14 protein-coding genes are annotated in these 14319 nt (G+C 51.5%); 10 read left to right on the top strand and 4 right to left on the bottom strand.

What is annotated here, in order from left to right; genetic code table 11:
• Positions 1-16 precede the first annotated feature (16 nt).
• From clpP to bolA, 3 genes are all read right to left on the bottom strand, one after another.
• The gene (gene clpP, locus OGV57_RS15370) at positions 17-640 is read right to left on the bottom strand and encodes an ATP-dependent Clp endopeptidase proteolytic subunit ClpP (protein ID WP_003021624.1); all 624 of its coding nucleotides are present in this window, start codon (positions 638-640) and stop codon (positions 17-19) included.
• 247 nt (positions 641-887) lie between these two features.
• Positions 888-2186, bottom strand: coding sequence for a trigger factor (gene tig, locus OGV57_RS15375; protein WP_003021622.1), 1299 nt, complete (start codon positions 2184-2186; stop codon positions 888-890).
• A gap of 343 nt (positions 2187-2529) precedes the next feature.
• Complete coding sequence (gene bolA, locus OGV57_RS15380; protein WP_003021619.1) at positions 2530-2847, bottom strand: transcriptional regulator BolA; 318 nt, start codon at positions 2845-2847, stop codon at positions 2530-2532.
• A gap of 305 nt (positions 2848-3152) precedes the next feature.
• Between bolA and OGV57_RS15385 the strand changes: the two genes are divergently transcribed.
• The 8 genes from OGV57_RS15385 to OGV57_RS15420 all read left to right on the top strand — a co-directional run bounded on the left by OGV57_RS15385 (position 3153) and on the right by OGV57_RS15420 (position 12089).
• Complete coding sequence (locus OGV57_RS15385) at positions 3153-3731, top strand: lipoprotein (protein WP_003021617.1); 579 nt, start codon at positions 3153-3155, stop codon at positions 3729-3731.
• Between the two features lie 44 nt (positions 3732-3775).
• Entirely contained in the window at positions 3776-5251 is a 1476-nt protein-coding gene (gene ampG, locus OGV57_RS15390; RefSeq protein WP_016149701.1) for a muropeptide MFS transporter AmpG, read from the top strand.
• Between the two features lie 458 nt (positions 5252-5709).
• On the top strand, positions 5710-6657 hold the full coding sequence (gene cyoA, locus OGV57_RS15395; protein WP_003021613.1) for a cytochrome o ubiquinol oxidase subunit II: 948 nt from the start codon (positions 5710-5712) through the stop codon (positions 6655-6657).
• Positions 6658-6676: 19 nt separating this feature from the next.
• A complete protein-coding gene (gene cyoB, locus OGV57_RS15400) occupies positions 6677-8668 on the top strand; it encodes a cytochrome o ubiquinol oxidase subunit I (protein ID WP_003021610.1) in 1992 nt (663 codons plus the stop codon).
• The gene (locus OGV57_RS15405) at positions 8658-9272 is read left to right on the top strand and encodes a cytochrome o ubiquinol oxidase subunit III (RefSeq protein WP_003831007.1); all 615 of its coding nucleotides are present in this window, start codon (positions 8658-8660) and stop codon (positions 9270-9272) included. The genes cyoB and OGV57_RS15405 overlap by 11 nt, the downstream gene beginning before the upstream one ends.
• Entirely contained in the window at positions 9272-9601 is a 330-nt protein-coding gene (locus OGV57_RS15410) for a cytochrome o ubiquinol oxidase subunit IV (protein WP_003021607.1), read from the top strand. The genes OGV57_RS15405 and OGV57_RS15410 overlap by 1 nt, the downstream gene beginning before the upstream one ends.
• Before the next feature lie 11 nt (positions 9602-9612).
• A complete protein-coding gene (gene cyoE / locus OGV57_RS15415; protein ID WP_003835956.1) occupies positions 9613-10503 on the top strand; it encodes a heme o synthase in 891 nt (296 codons plus the stop codon).
• A 221-nt stretch (positions 10504-10724) separates the two neighbouring features.
• Complete coding sequence (locus OGV57_RS15420; RefSeq protein ID WP_003847585.1) at positions 10725-12089, top strand: MFS transporter; 1365 nt, start codon at positions 10725-10727, stop codon at positions 12087-12089.
• 80 nt (positions 12090-12169) lie between these two features.
• Here the strand turns inward: OGV57_RS15420 and OGV57_RS15425 are convergent, their stop codons facing one another.
• Positions 12170-12661 (bottom strand): YajQ family cyclic di-GMP-binding protein, encoded by a 492-nt coding sequence (locus OGV57_RS15425; protein WP_003831002.1) that lies wholly within the window; start codon positions 12659-12661, stop codon positions 12170-12172.
• A 174-nt stretch (positions 12662-12835) separates the two neighbouring features.
• On the opposite strand from OGV57_RS15425, the gene panE reads away from it, so the two are divergent.
• Positions 12836-13747, top strand: coding sequence for a 2-dehydropantoate 2-reductase (panE, locus tag OGV57_RS15430; protein WP_003021593.1), 912 nt, complete (start codon positions 12836-12838; stop codon positions 13745-13747).
• A complete protein-coding gene (gene yajL, locus OGV57_RS15435; protein WP_003847587.1) occupies positions 13710-14300 on the top strand; it encodes a protein deglycase YajL in 591 nt (196 codons plus the stop codon). The genes panE and yajL overlap by 38 nt, the downstream gene beginning before the upstream one ends.
• The last annotated feature ends 19 nt before the right edge of the window (positions 14301-14319 follow it).

The following is a 14319-nucleotide window of genomic DNA, read 5'->3' on the forward strand; positions in this document are numbered from 1 at the left end:
ACCTGCGCACTGGGCATTAATTACGATGGGTCAAAATCGAGTCGACCAGACCGTACTCTACCGCTTCAGAAGCGGAGAGGAAGCGATCGCGCTCGGTATCACGTTCAATCTGCTCAAGAGATTGACCCGTATGATGCGCCATAAGTTCGTTCATGCGCCCTTTTACCTTCAGGATTTCACGGGCATGAATTTCAATATCCGTTGCCTGGCCCTGGTAACCGCCCAGAGGCTGGTGGATCATGACGCGAGAGTTAGGCAGGCAAAAACGTTTGCCTTTCGCCCCGGCGGTCAGCAGGAACGCCCCCATTGAGGCCGCCTGGCCCATACAAATGGTGCTGACGTCCGGCTTAATAAACTGCATGGTGTCATAGATAGACATCCCGGCAGTGATCACTCCACCAGGGGAGTTGATGTACAGGTAGATATCTTTTTCTGGGTTTTCTGCTTCCAGGAACAGCATCTGCGCCACGATCAGGTTAGCCATATGGTCTTCGACCTGGCCGGTCAGAAAAATGACGCGTTCCTTAAGTAGACGAGAATAGATATCAAAAGAGCGCTCACCACGTGAGGTCTGTTCAATGACCATCGGCACCAGCGCCATATGGGGTGCAAAGTTATCTCGTTCGCCGCTGTATGACATTTCCGTCTCCTGGATAAAATTTGAAAAAACCTGCTGTGCTGATTGTAACCTTATGGACGGATTATCAGCTAGTCCCTCAGTAATGGGTACGACATCGCCATAATTCAAGCATAACAATCTTTTGTTGTAACGCTAACACTGAAACGCTGTTTTCGCACTCTTCCCATGCAAAATGCGTGACAAAAAAAAACCCGCCACCAAAAGGTGACGGGCTTGCGTACGAAATTCGTGCTAAAAAAGCGACGAATTACGCCTGCTGGTTCATCAGCTCGTTGAAGGAAGTGGCTTTTTCAGTCACTTTCGCTTTCGCCAGAACGGCTTCAACAGCCTGCTCTTCCAGAGCGACGTTACGCATGTTGTCCATCAGCTCTTTATTTTTGCTGTAGAACTCAACCACTTCTTTCGGATCTTCGTAAGCAGAAGCCATCTCTTCGATCAGGCCTTTAACGCGATCTTCGTCAGCTTTCAGTTCGTTGGTGCGAATCACTTCGCCCAGCAGCAGACCAACAACTACGCGACGCTTAGCCTGTTCTTCGAACAGTTCACGCGGCAGTTCCAGAGCTTGTTTCTCGTTGCCGCCGAAACGCTGTGCAGCCTGACGACGCAGAACGTCGATTTCGCTGTCGATCAGCGCAGCCGGAACGTCGATGTCGTTAGCTTTTACCAGACCTTCGATCGCCTGAGACTTAACGCGGTTACGCACAGCGCCTTTCAGCTCGCGTTCCATGTTTTTGCGTACTTCAGCGCGCAGACCTGCTACGGAACCATCTTCAACGCCGAAACGTTTGATGAATTCTTCAGTCAGTTCCGGCAGTTCGCGTTCTTCAACTTTCTTCAGGTTGATAACGAACTTAGCTGCTTTACCTTTCAGGTTTTCAGCGTGGTACTCTTCCGGGAAAGTCACGTCGATAGTGAACTCTTCGCCAGCTTTGTGGCCTTTAACGCCTTCTTCAAAGCCTGGGATCATACGACCCTGGCCCATCGCCAGTACGAAGTCAGACGCTTTGCCGCCTTCGAACTCTTCGCCGTCTACAGAACCGGTGAAGTCGATGGTTACACGGTCTTCTGCATCAGCAGCGCCGTCTTTGTCTTTCCAGGTAGCCTGCTGCTTACGCAGGGTATCCAGCATCACGTCAACGTCAGCGTCGGTGACTTCAACAACCGGTTTTTCAACTTCGATTGCTTCCAGACCAGTCAGCTCAACTTCCGGGTAAACTTCGAACTCTACCGCGTAAGTAAAATCTTCACCCAGTTTGTATTCGCCCGGAACGTAGTTCGGTGCGCCAGCCGGATTGATTTTTTCTTTGATGATCGCGTCAACGAAGTTGCGGCTCATCAGGTCGCCCAGAACGTCCTGGCGAACAGATGCGCCATAACGCTGAGCAACAACATTCATCGGTACTTTTCCTTTGCGGAAACCGTCAATACGCACTTTCTTCGCTACGTTGACCAGCTCGCTTTTCACAGCGGTCTCGATGCTGTCAGCAGCGATAGTAATCGTTACACGGCGGCCAAGGCCTTGAGTGGTTTCAACTGAAACTTGCATCTTGTTACCTCAAAAAATCACAGTGCTCGGTCAACTCTTCTCCGCAAGCACAGGTTGTTGGCTTCGCGGAACTGGGATGTTCTCATAAGCAATCACATTCCCTGTCGTCAGAATCATCCCGAAGACATTCCGAAAAATAAGACGCGCATTATAGCGGCATCACTTTTATGAGTCGAGAACGGTTATCGCGCGTTGCTGCGGCTTTTTTCACAATTCCCGGCTAATTTTTGTCTGAATACTGTACGACTGCCCCAGAATTCAGACAAAACAAAACGGCCCGCAGGCCGTTTTCACATAATCTGTAGCAACATACTGGAAAAGCGTCGGTTGTTGCAAATCCGTTTTACGCGATGCTTCCCGCCCCACGACACGGAGGCGATGCAAAAATCGTATCCTGCAACGCTTCCCACTCCTTAATGGTGTAGGTATGCAGGGCAAGAGCATGAACGGTTGTGGAAAGCTCCGCCGTTAACGTGCTGTAAATCATCCGATGACGATTAAGAAAACGTTCACCTGTAAAGCGATCGCTAACCAGCACAACCTTAAAGTGGCTTTCAGAACCAGCCGGGACATTGTGACGATAGCTTTCATCCACAACTTCGAGGAACACGGGTTCGAACGCTGCCCTTAATTTTTCTTCTATTTGCTCACGAATCATCATGAAATTTTCCTCCGACAACGCTGAGATGTCACCCATCCCTTTAAATACTAGCCGCTTTTACCGTTTTCATTACACCTTAGCAACAAAAAATTAGCGCTTGTCTGATTTTCTCAGCCAAACGGATGAAGTTCACTGAATCCTCACTTCGATTTATTGCAAAAAGTCCGTTTATGGTCTCCACAAAGTCATAAAACGGACAACACAATGAATTTACATGCGTTACCCACTTCCCCTCATCGTTGGCGATGTTATGATGGCGGGAATTTTCTCCAACCATACAATTTAGATTCGCTGAGAGCCCTGGCATGTTTAAAAAAATCCTCTTCCCGTTAGTCGCGATGTTCATGTTAGCTGGATGCGCAACGCCGCCGACCACTATTGAAGTCTCCCCGAAAATTACCCTGCCACAGCAGGACCCAAGCCTGATGGGCGTGACCGTTAGCATCAACGGTGCCGACCAGCGTCAGGATCAAGCGCTGGCAAAAGTCACCCGCGACAACCAGTTGGTTACGCTGACTGCGTCCCGCGATCTGCGCTTCCTGCTGCAAGAAGTACTGGAAAAACAGATGACCGCACGCGGTTATATGATTGGACCAAACGGCGCTGTAAACCTGCAAATCATTGTTAGCCAGCTGTACGCTGACGTGTCTCAGGGTAGCGTGCGCTATAACATTGCCACCAAAGCAGATATCGCCATCATTGCGACCGCTGCTAACGGCAACAAGATGACCAAAAACTACCGCGCAAGCTATTCTGTTGAAGGCGCACTGCAAGCCTCTAACAAAAATATCGCTGACGCCGTTAACAGCGTGCTGACCGACACCATCGCTGATATGTCTCAGGACACCAGCGTTCACGATTTCATCAAGCAGAACGCTCGTTAATTTCTGCCCATATGGCCCGGCGTTCGTCGGGCCTATAGAAGCCCATGTCCAGTCATTACTTACGTATTTTTCAGCAACCACGCTCAGCTATCCTGCTTATTCTGGGGTTCGCCTCCGGTTTACCGCTCGCACTCACCTCCGGTACGCTTCAGGCGTGGATGACGGTCGAGAATATCGATCTTAAAACCATCGGTTTCTTTTCCCTGGTAGGTCAGGCCTACGTATTTAAGTTTCTCTGGTCCCCGTTGATGGACCGTTACACGCCACCGTTTTTAGGTCGACGTCGCGGCTGGCTGCTGGCGACCCAGGTGCTGTTGTTAATTTCTATCGCCGCGATGGGCTTTCTGGAGCCTGGCACACAGTTACGCTGGATGGCCGCACTCGCAGTGGTGATCGCTTTTTGCTCGGCCTCGCAGGATATCGTCTTTGATGCCTGGAAAACCGACGTGTTGCCCGCAGAAGAGCGCGGCACCGGCGCGGCTATCAGCGTGCTGGGCTATCGATTAGGGATGCTGGTTTCAGGCGGACTGGCCCTGTGGATGGCCGATCGCTGGCTGGGCTGGCAAGGGATGTACTGGCTGATGGCAGCGCTGTTGATTCCTTGTATCATCGCCACCCTGTTAGCACCTGAACCGACTGATACCATTCCGGTACCTAAAACGCTGGAACAGGCGGTTGCGGCTCCGCTGCGCGACTTCTTTGGTCGTAACAACGCCTGGCTTATCCTGCTGCTTATTGTGCTGTATAAGCTCGGGGATGCCTTCGCCATGAGCCTGACCACCACCTTTTTGATCCGCGGCGTTGGATTTGATGCGGGTGAGGTTGGTGTGGTGAATAAAACGCTCGGGCTTCTGGCAACCATCGTTGGTGCATTGTACGGCGGGATCCTGATGCAGCGCCTTTCGCTGTTCCGCGCATTGCTGATATTTGGCATTCTGCAAGGGGCGTCAAATGCAGGCTACTGGCTATTGTCCATCACTGACAAACACATGTTCAGTATGGCGGCCGCCGTCTTCTTTGAAAACCTGTGTGGCGGAATGGGCACTGCGGCGTTTGTCGCTTTATTAATGACGCTGTGCAATAAGTCCTTCTCAGCGACCCAGTTCGCCCTGCTCTCCGCGCTTTCAGCCGTTGGTCGCGTTTATGTTGGCCCGGTAGCAGGTTGGTTTGTCGAAGCACACGGCTGGCCGACGTTTTATCTGTTCTCCGTGTTTGCCGCGATCCCCGGCCTCATACTGCTGCTGGTATGTCGCCAGACCCTGGAACATAGCTGGCAAAATGAAAGCTTTATTCCGCGTACGGAATTTCGTGGAGCGTACAGTCTGGCATTAATGACGTTGGTAGTAGGCTGCTGCCTGCTGCTGGCTTGGCTGCTGCTGTTAACCATGAATGCGCTGGATTACACCAACTTCTCCTTCCTGCCGGAACTGCTTGAAGTCTCGGTGGCGGTCGCGGTCTGCGGGGTGATTTTTGGCGGATTGCTGGATTATCTGGCTCTGCGCAAAAACCGTCTGGCGTAAAAAACCGTATTAATAAGCCGTTGTAATCACCTTGCGTAATTATAACGGCTAAATAAACAACAATTGATAAAAATAATATTTGTTATTTTGTGCGCCAAAGAATTTGGAAATTATTGACGCCTTTTATATATTTTATTTTCCTTACTCGATTCAGCCACTACAGATTTATTTTTTGTTCCTAATTTGTCTTTTTATTGATAATCAATTGTTAAACAATTGTTTTATTTTCGTATTGGTTATACCAATTGCCCTCAGCCTGTCCCCCACCTGCCTGCTTTCGTTATAACGTGATGTTGCAACAGGTTCTTAAAGTCAAAGCGACATATATTGCAACATATGTGACATGCACGGCAGAACCCAGTAACACAGATCCAAGGATGTTTACAGTAATGTAACCTTCCCGTAAAATGCCCTCACACTTTAAACGCCACCCGGTCCCGTGGAATTGAGGTCGTTAAATGAGACTCAGGAAATACAATAAAAGTTTGGGATGGTTGTCATTAATTGCAGGCACTGCGTTACTCAGTGGCTGTAATTCTGCGCTGCTTGACCCTAAAGGACAGATTGGACTGGAACAACGTTCACTGATACTGACGGCATTTGGCCTGATGTTGATTGTCGTTATTCCTGCCATCTTGATGGCTGTTGGTTTTGCCTGGAAGTATCGTGCAAGCAATAAAGATGCGAAGTACAGCCCGAACTGGTCACACTCCAATAAAGTGGAAGCTGTGGTCTGGACGGTGCCGATCTTAATCATCATTTTCCTTGCCGTTCTGACCTGGAAAACCACTCACGCTCTTGAGCCAAGCAAACCGCTGGCGCATGACGAGAAGCCCATTACCATCGAAGTGGTTTCCATGGACTGGAAATGGTTCTTCATCTATCCGGAACAGGGTATCGCTACCGTGAATGAAATCGCCTTCCCGGCGAATACTCCGGTTGAGTTCAAAGTGACATCCAACTCCGTGATGAACTCCTTCTTTATCCCGCGTCTGGGTAGCCAGATTTATGCCATGGCCGGTATGCAGACTCGACTGCATCTGATCGCCAACGAAGTCGGTACTTATGATGGTATCTCCGCAAGCTATAGCGGACCAGGCTTCTCCGGTATGAAGTTCAAGGCTATCGCAACAAAGGACCGCGCCGAATTCGACCAATGGGTTGCTAAAGCTAAACAGTCCACGAACACCATGAGCGACATGGCTGCGTTCGAGAAAGTGGCTGTGCCAAGCGAATACAACCAGGTGGAATACTTCTCCAACGTGAAACCCGATTTGTTTAAAGATGTTATTAACAAATTTATGGCTCACGGTAAGAGCATGGACATGACCCAACCCGAAGGTGAGCACAACGCACACGAAGGCATGGAAGGCATGGACATGAGCCACGCGGAATCCGCTCACTAAGGGGCCGAGGAAGAATACGATGTTCGGAAAATTGACGCTGGATGCAGTGCCGTTCCATGAACCCATTGTCATGGTTACGATCGCTGCCATTATCATCGGTGGTGCGGCCTTACTGGGCCTAATCACTTACTTCGGTAAGTGGACCTACCTGTGGAAAGAGTGGCTGACTTCGGTTGACCACAAACGCCTTGGCATCATGTATGTCATTGTTGCAATCGTCATGTTGATTCGTGGCTTTGCCGACGCCATCATGATGCGTAGTCAGCAAGCGCTGGCTTCTGCAGGTGAAGCAGGCTTCTTGCCACCTCACCACTACGACCAGATCTTCACGGCTCACGGCGTGATTATGATCTTCTTCGTGGCAATGCCATTTGTTATCGGTCTGATGAACCTGGTGGTTCCACTGCAGATCGGTGCACGTGACGTTGCATTCCCGTTCCTGAACAACCTGAGCTTCTGGTTCACCGTTGTCGGCGTAATCCTGGTTAACCTGTCTCTGGGCGTAGGTGAATTCGCACAGACCGGTTGGCTGGCGTATCCGCCGCTCTCGGGAATAGAGTACAGTCCAAGCGTCGGGGTCGATTATTGGATATGGGCAGTCCAGTTGTCCGGTATTGGTACAACCCTGACCGGTATCAACTTCTTTGTGACCATCATTAAGATGCGTGCACCAGGAATGACCATGTTCAAGATGCCGGTATTTAGCTGGGCGTCTCTGTGCGCGAACATCCTGATTATCGCCTCTTTCCCAATCCTGACGGTTACCGTCGCGTTGCTGACCCTGGATCGCTATCTGGGCACCCATTTCTTTACCAACGATATGGGCGGCAACATGATGATGTACATCAACCTGATTTGGGCCTGGGGCCATCCGGAAGTGTACATCCTGGTTCTGCCGGTCTTCGGGGTGTTCTCCGAAATCGCGGCAACCTTCTCACGTAAACGTCTGTTTGGTTACACCTCGCTGGTGTGGGCAACCGTGTGTATCACCGTTCTGTCGTTCGTTGTTTGGCTGCACCACTTCTTCACCATGGGTGCAGGCGCTAACGTAAACGCCTTCTTCGGTATTACCACCATGATTATCGCCATCCCGACCGGGGTGAAGATCTTCAACTGGCTGTTCACCATGTATCAGGGCCGTATCGTATTCCACTCAGCGATGCTGTGGACGATTGGCTTTATCGTGACCTTCTCAGTCGGCGGCATGACCGGCGTACTGCTGGCGGTTCCGGGTGCAGACTTCGTACTGCACAACAGTCTGTTCCTGATTGCGCACTTCCATAACGTTATCATCGGCGGCGTCGTATTTGGCTGCTTCGCAGGTATGACCTACTGGTGGCCAAAAGCGTTTGGCTTCACGCTGAACGAAACCTGGGGTAAACGCGCATTCTGGTTCTGGATCATCGGCTTCTTCGTGGCATTTATGCCGCTGTACGTGCTGGGCTTCATGGGTATGACCCGTCGCCTCAGCCAGCAGATTGACCCGCAGTTCCATCCGATGCTGGTCGTTGCCGCCTGCGGTGCCGCGCTGATTGCACTGGGTATCCTGTGCCAGCTGATTCAGATCTACGTTTCTATTCGCGACCGCGAGCAGAATCGTGACCTGACCGGTGACCCATGGGGTGGTCGTACGCTGGAGTGGGCAACCTCTTCCCCGCCTCCGTTCTATAACTTTGCCGTTGTGCCGCACGTTCACGAGCGTGATGCCTTCTGGGAAATGAAAGAAAAAGGTGAAGCGTACAAGCAGCCTGCGCACTATGAAGAAATTCATATGCCGAAGAACAGCGGTGCCGGTATCGTCATTACCGCCTTCGCAACACTGTTTGGTTTCGCCATGATCTGGCATATCTGGTGGCTGGCGATTGCAAGCTTCGCAGGCATGATCATCAGCTGGATTGTGAAAAGCTTTGATGAAGACGTGGATTACTACGTGCCGGTCCCGGAAGTCGAAAAACTGGAAAACCAGCATTTCGATGAGATTACTAAGGCAGGGCTGAAAAATGGCAACTGATACTTTAACGCACGCGACTGCCCACGCGCACGAACACGGGCACCACGATGCAGGCCAGACCAAGATCTTCGGATTCTGGGTCTACCTGATGAGCGACTGCATTCTGTTCTCTATTCTGTTTGCAACCTATGCCGTTCTGGTGAACGGCACCGCAGGTGGCCCAACAGGTAAAGACATTTTTGAACTGCCGTTCGTTCTGGTTGAAACATTCCTGCTGTTATTCAGCTCCATTACTTACGGTATGGCAGCGATTGCCATGTACAAGAACAACAAGAGCCAGGTTATCTCCTGGCTGGCGTTGACCTTCTTGTTCGGTGCCGGATTCATCGGGATGGAACTCTATGAATTCCATCACCTGATTGTTAACGGCATGGGCCCGGATCGTAGCGGTTTCCTGTCTGCGTTCTTCGCGCTGGTCGGCACGCACGGTCTGCACGTCACCTCCGGTCTTATCTGGATGGCGGTTCTGATGGTGCAAGTCGCTCGTCGCGGCCTGACCAGTACTAACCGTACCCGCATCATGTGCCTGAGCCTGTTCTGGCACTTCCTGGATGTGGTATGGATCTGTGTGTTCACTGTTGTTTATCTGATGGGGGCGATGTAATGAGTCATGCTAACGAGAGCGGCGGCGCATCCCATGGCAGCGTAAAAACCTACATGACAGGTTTTATCCTGTCGATCATCCTGACGGTTATTCCGTTCTGGATGGTGATGACAGGTTCTGCCTCTCCGGCCGTCATTCTGGGAACTATTCTGGCAATGGCAGTGGTACAGATTCTGGTGCACCTGGTGTGCTTCCTGCACATGAATAGCAAATCTGATGAAGGTTGGAACATGACTGCCTTTGTCTTTACTGTGCTAATCATCGCCATCCTGGTTGTGGGCTCCATCTGGATTATGTGGAACCTTAACTACAACATGATGATGCACTAAGAGCGGCGATTATGATGTTTAAGCAATACCTGCAAGTAACGAAACCAGGCATCATCTTTGGCAACCTGATCTCGGTGATTGGGGGGTTCCTGCTGGCCTCGAAAGGCAGCATTGATTATCCCCTGTTTATCTACACGCTGGTTGGGGTGTCACTGGTTGTGGCGTCGGGTTGTGTATTTAACAACTACATCGACAGGGATATCGACAGGAAGATGGAGAGGACCAAAAACCGCGTGCTGGTTAAAGGTCTGATTTCCCCTGCGGTCTCACTGGTATACGCCACCCTGCTGGGTATTGCTGGCTTTATGCTGCTGTGGTTTGGCGCGAACCCTCTGGCCTGCTGGCTGGGGGTAATGGGCTTCGTGGTCTATGTGGGCGTCTATAGCCTGTACATGAAGCGCCATTCCGTTTATGGCACGCTGATTGGCTCACTCTCCGGCGCTGCGCCGCCGGTGATTGGCTACTGCGCCGTAACCGGTGAGTTCGATAGCGGTGCGCTGATTCTGCTGGCTATTTTCAGCCTGTGGCAGATGCCGCACTCTTACGCGATTGCGATTTTCCGCTTTAAGGATTATCAGGCTGCCAACATCCCAGTACTGCCGGTGGTGAAAGGCATTTCAGTCGCGAAAAACCATATCACGCTGTATATCATCGCATTTGCTATCGCCACGCTGATGCTAACCCTGGGCGGCTATGCAGGTTATAAATACCTGATTGTTGCTGCGGCGGTGAGCGTCTGGTGGTTGGGCATGGCGCTGCGCGGTTATAAAGTGGAAGATGACAAAGTCTGGGCGCGCAAGCTGTTCGGTTTCTCCATCATCGCCATTACCGCGCTTTCCGTGATGATGTCCGTCGACTTTATGGTGCCAAACTCGCAGAACCTGCTGACTTACGTCTGGTAAGTTAATCGTCACATCTTCTATGCCGGATGGCGGCTGACGCCTTATCCGGCCTACAAAAAAGCACATTGCTTGTAGGCCGGATAAGATACGTGAGTATCGTCATCCGGCATTTTCGTTTCCAGTCGACTCCCCTCACAACCCCAACATTTGTTAATAAAGCGCATATTTACCCAGCCTGCTTAGCGCTTTACACTAGGCGCGAAATTAATACAGAGGTGGGAATGAACGATTACAAAATGACGCCCGGTGAGTTGCGCGCCACCTGGGGTTTAGGGACCGTATTCTCGTTGCGCATGCTTGGCATGTTTATGGTTCTACCGGTTCTGACCACGTACGGTATGGCGCTACAGGGCGCCAGCGAAGCGTTGATTGGCCTTGCCATCGGCATTTACGGCCTGGCGCAAGCCGTCTTCCAGATCCCCTTTGGTCTGCTCTCTGACCGCATTGGTCGTAAGCCGCTTATTGTCGGCGGACTGGCGGTATTCGTTCTCGGCAGCGTGATTGCTGCCCTCTCCGATTCAATCTGGGGCATTATTCTTGGTCGCGCATTGCAAGGTTCCGGAGCAATTGCCGCGGCCGTGATGGCGCTGCTTTCCGACTTAACCCGCGAGCAAAACCGCACCAAAGCGATGGCGTTTATCGGCGTCAGCTTTGGTATCACCTTTGCCATTGCGATGGTGCTGGGGCCAATCGTTACCCATGCGCTGGGGCTCCACGCGCTGTTCTGGATGATTGCCGCCCTTGCTACCACGGGTATCGTGCTGACCATTTGGGTCGTTCCCAATAGCACCAGCCACGTACTAAACCGTGAATCGGGCATGGTAAAAGATAGCTTCAGCAAAGTGCTGGCGGAGCCCAAACTGCTGAAGCTCAATTTCGGCATTATGTGCCTGCACATTTTGCTGATGTCCACTTTCGTCGCGTTACCAGGACAACTGGCGAAAGCCGGTTTCCCCGCCGCAGAACACTGGAAAATTTATCTGGTGACGATGCTGCTATCCTTTGTTTCCGTGGTGCCGTTCATCATTTACGCCGAAGTGAAGCGCAAGATGAAACGCGTGTTCCTCGCCTGCGTGTTACTAATCCTTATTGCAGAGATTGTATTGTGGAGCGCTAACATTCGTTTCTGGGGTCTGATTGCGGGCGTGCAGATTTTCTTCCTCGCCTTCAACCTGATGGAAGCCCTCCTCCCCTCGCTTATCAGCAAAGAATCGCCTGCGGGTTACAAAGGCACGGCAATGGGTGTTTACTCCACCAGCCAGTTTCTTGGCGTGGCGATTGGCGGTTCGCTCGGCGGTTGGGTGGTTGAAATGTTTGATGGTCAGGCCGTATTTCTGGCCGGTGCGCTGCTGGCGGCAGTTTGGTTGATTGTGGCAAGCACAATGAAAGAGCCGCCGTATGTCAGCAGCCTGCGTGTGGAAATTCCACCAGAAATTGCCGCAGATGACACGTTAAAGCAGCGCCTGCTGGCAAAAGAAGGAATAAGCGAAGTGTTAATTGTGGCGAAAGAGCATTCGGCCTACGTGAAAATCGACAGCAAAGTCACCAATCGATTTGAGGTTGAGCAGGCCATCAGCCAGACGTGATGATTACCGGATGGTAACTAACGTCTCGTCCGGCCTACAAATAGCGTGTGCGACCTGTAGGCCGGATCAGGCATTACGACTTAATCGCGGAAGTTTTTAAACTGGAATGGCTGGCCGAGATCGCCACCGCGAACCAGCGCCATGACGGATTGCAGATCGTCACGCGCCTTACCGGTCACACGAATTTCTTCGCCCTGAATCTGCGCCTGCACCTTCAGCTTGCTGTCTTTGATCAGCTTAACGATTTTCTTTTGCACCGCGCTTTCAATGCCCTGCTTCAGCTTAGCTTCAACAAACCAGGTTTTACCGCTGTGCACGAAAGTTTCTGGTACGTCCAGCGAGGTGCCTTCAATACCGCGTTTCAGCAGCTTGGCACGCAAAATATCCAGCAGCTGATTAACCTGAAAATCAGACTCGCTCAGCACCTTAATCGTCTTATTTGACTCATTCAGCTCAAAAGTGGCTTCAACGCCACGAAAATCAAAGCGTGACTCGACTTCACGGCTGGCGTTATCCACCGCGTTACGGGCTTCCTGAAGATCAACTTCAGAGACAATATCGAAAGATGGCATCTTTTCCTCTCCCTTCATTTTTGATGCGAAGCATAATACCTGCAAAGTTACTCAACAGACAGCGCTATACTAGGCTGTATCCTTTCATTGTACGTGGTAGCGACATCTGCGAACAATAATAGGGTGCGGTCGATATGGATTAACACCTGGTGCTGTTGCAGGTGAGGAGGAAGAATGAAAATTACCGTACTGGGATGTGGAGCGTTAGGACAGCTATGGCTTACAGCGCTGTGCAAACATGGACATGAGGTGCAAGGGTGGCTGCGCGTACCGCAACCCTACTGCAGCGTAAACCTGATCGACACGGATGGCTCAGTTTTTAATGAATCCCTGACGGCAAACGACCCCGACTTTTTGGCAAAAAGCGACCTGCTGCTGGTCACTCTGAAGGCCTGGCAAGTTTCTGATGCGGTAAAAGGCCTGTCTGCAATTCTGCCTGAAACCACGCCCATTCTGCTTATTCACAACGGCATGGGGACGATTGAAGAGTTACATAACATTAAGCAACCCTTGCTGATGGGAACCACCACCCACGCAGCACGCCGTGACGGGAACGTCATCATTCATGTCGCTCAGGGAACAACGCGTATTGGGCCGGCGCGTGAGCAAGACGGCGATTTCAGCTATCTGGCTGAAACCCTGCAAGAGGTGCTGCCGGACGTCGCCTGGCACAACACCATTCGCGCCGAGCTGTGGCGCAAGCTGGCCGTCAACTGCGTCATTAACCCGCTGACCGCATTATGGGATTGCCCAAACGGTGAGCTACGCCATCATCCCGAAAAAATAGCGCTCATCTGTGAGGAAGTGGCAGCGGTGATCGAACGCGAAGGCCACCACACATCAGCGGATGATTTACGCTATTATGTCGAGCAAGTGATTGACAGTACGGCGGAAAATATCTCATCTATGCTGCAGGACATTCGCGCCATGCGTCATACCGAGATCGACTACATTACCGGTTATTTGTTAAAACGTGCACGCGCGCACGGCATCGCCGTTCCGGAAAATGCCCGCCTGTTTGAAATGGTTAAAAGAAAGGAAAGTGAGTATGAGCGCTCAAGCACTGGTATGTCTCGCCCCTGGTAGTGAAGAAACCGAAGCGGTTACTACTATCGATCTACTGGTTCGCGGCGGAATTAAGGTCACAACCGCCAGCGTCGCCAGCGATGGCAACCTGACGATCGTGTGCTCGCGCGGTGTGAAACTGCTGGCGGATGCGCCATTAGTCGAAGTAGCTGACGGCGATTTCGACATTATCGTACTGCCGGGCGGTATTAAAGGCGCCGAGTGTTTTCGCGACAGCCCTCTGCTGGTCGAAACCGTGAAGCAGTTTCATCGCTCCGGACGCATTGTCGCGGCAATCTGTGCCGCGGCTGCCACCGTCCTCGTCCCGCACGATATTTTCCCCATCGGTAACATGACCGGTTTTCCGGCGCTGAAAGACCAAATCCCCGCTGATCAATGGCAGGACAAGCGCGTCGTATGGGATCCGCGCGTCAACCTGTTAACCAGCCAGGGACCGGGAACCTCAATCGATTTCGGTTTGAAAATCATTGATCTTCTGGTCAGTCGTGAAAAGGCTTACGAAGTTGCATCACAACTGGTGATGGCAGCGGGAATCTATAACTACTACGAGTAAATCTTCAGGCCACTCCCTT

The sequence above is a fragment of the Citrobacter sp. Cf087 genome (assembly GCF_030334285.1).
Classification (GTDB): Bacteria; Pseudomonadota; Gammaproteobacteria; order Enterobacterales; family Enterobacteriaceae; genus Citrobacter; species Citrobacter freundii.

What these genes read in the sequence shown, in the direction of transcription:
- clpP (WP_003021624.1), bottom strand. Translation starts at nt 640, where the DNA reads ATGTCATACAGCGGCGAACGAGATAACTTTGCACCCCATATGGCGCTG.
- cyoE (WP_003835956.1), top strand. Translation starts at nt 9,613, where the DNA reads ATGATGTTTAAGCAATACCTGCAAGTAACGAAACCAGGCATCATCTTT.
- OGV57_RS15410 (WP_003021607.1), top strand. Translation starts at nt 9,272, where the DNA reads ATGAGTCATGCTAACGAGAGCGGCGGCGCATCCCATGGCAGCGTAAAA.
- tig (WP_003021622.1), bottom strand. Translation starts at nt 2,186, where the DNA reads ATGCAAGTTTCAGTTGAAACCACTCAAGGCCTTGGCCGCCGTGTAACG.
- cyoB (WP_003021610.1), top strand. Translation starts at nt 6,677, where the DNA reads ATGTTCGGAAAATTGACGCTGGATGCAGTGCCGTTCCATGAACCCATT.
- OGV57_RS15385 (WP_003021617.1), top strand. Translation starts at nt 3,153, where the DNA reads ATGTTTAAAAAAATCCTCTTCCCGTTAGTCGCGATGTTCATGTTAGCT.
- cyoA (WP_003021613.1), top strand. Translation starts at nt 5,710, where the DNA reads ATGAGACTCAGGAAATACAATAAAAGTTTGGGATGGTTGTCATTAATT.
- bolA (WP_003021619.1), bottom strand. Translation starts at nt 2,847, where the DNA reads ATGATGATTCGTGAGCAAATAGAAGAAAAATTAAGGGCAGCGTTCGAA.
- ampG (WP_016149701.1), top strand. Translation starts at nt 3,776, where the DNA reads ATGTCCAGTCATTACTTACGTATTTTTCAGCAACCACGCTCAGCTATC.
- panE (WP_003021593.1), top strand. Translation starts at nt 12,836, where the DNA reads ATGAAAATTACCGTACTGGGATGTGGAGCGTTAGGACAGCTATGGCTT.
- OGV57_RS15420 (WP_003847585.1), top strand. Translation starts at nt 10,725, where the DNA reads ATGAACGATTACAAAATGACGCCCGGTGAGTTGCGCGCCACCTGGGGT.
- OGV57_RS15425 (WP_003831002.1), bottom strand. Translation starts at nt 12,661, where the DNA reads ATGCCATCTTTCGATATTGTCTCTGAAGTTGATCTTCAGGAAGCCCGT.
- OGV57_RS15405 (WP_003831007.1), top strand. Translation starts at nt 8,658, where the DNA reads ATGGCAACTGATACTTTAACGCACGCGACTGCCCACGCGCACGAACAC.
- yajL (WP_003847587.1), top strand. Translation starts at nt 13,710, where the DNA reads ATGAGCGCTCAAGCACTGGTATGTCTCGCCCCTGGTAGTGAAGAAACC.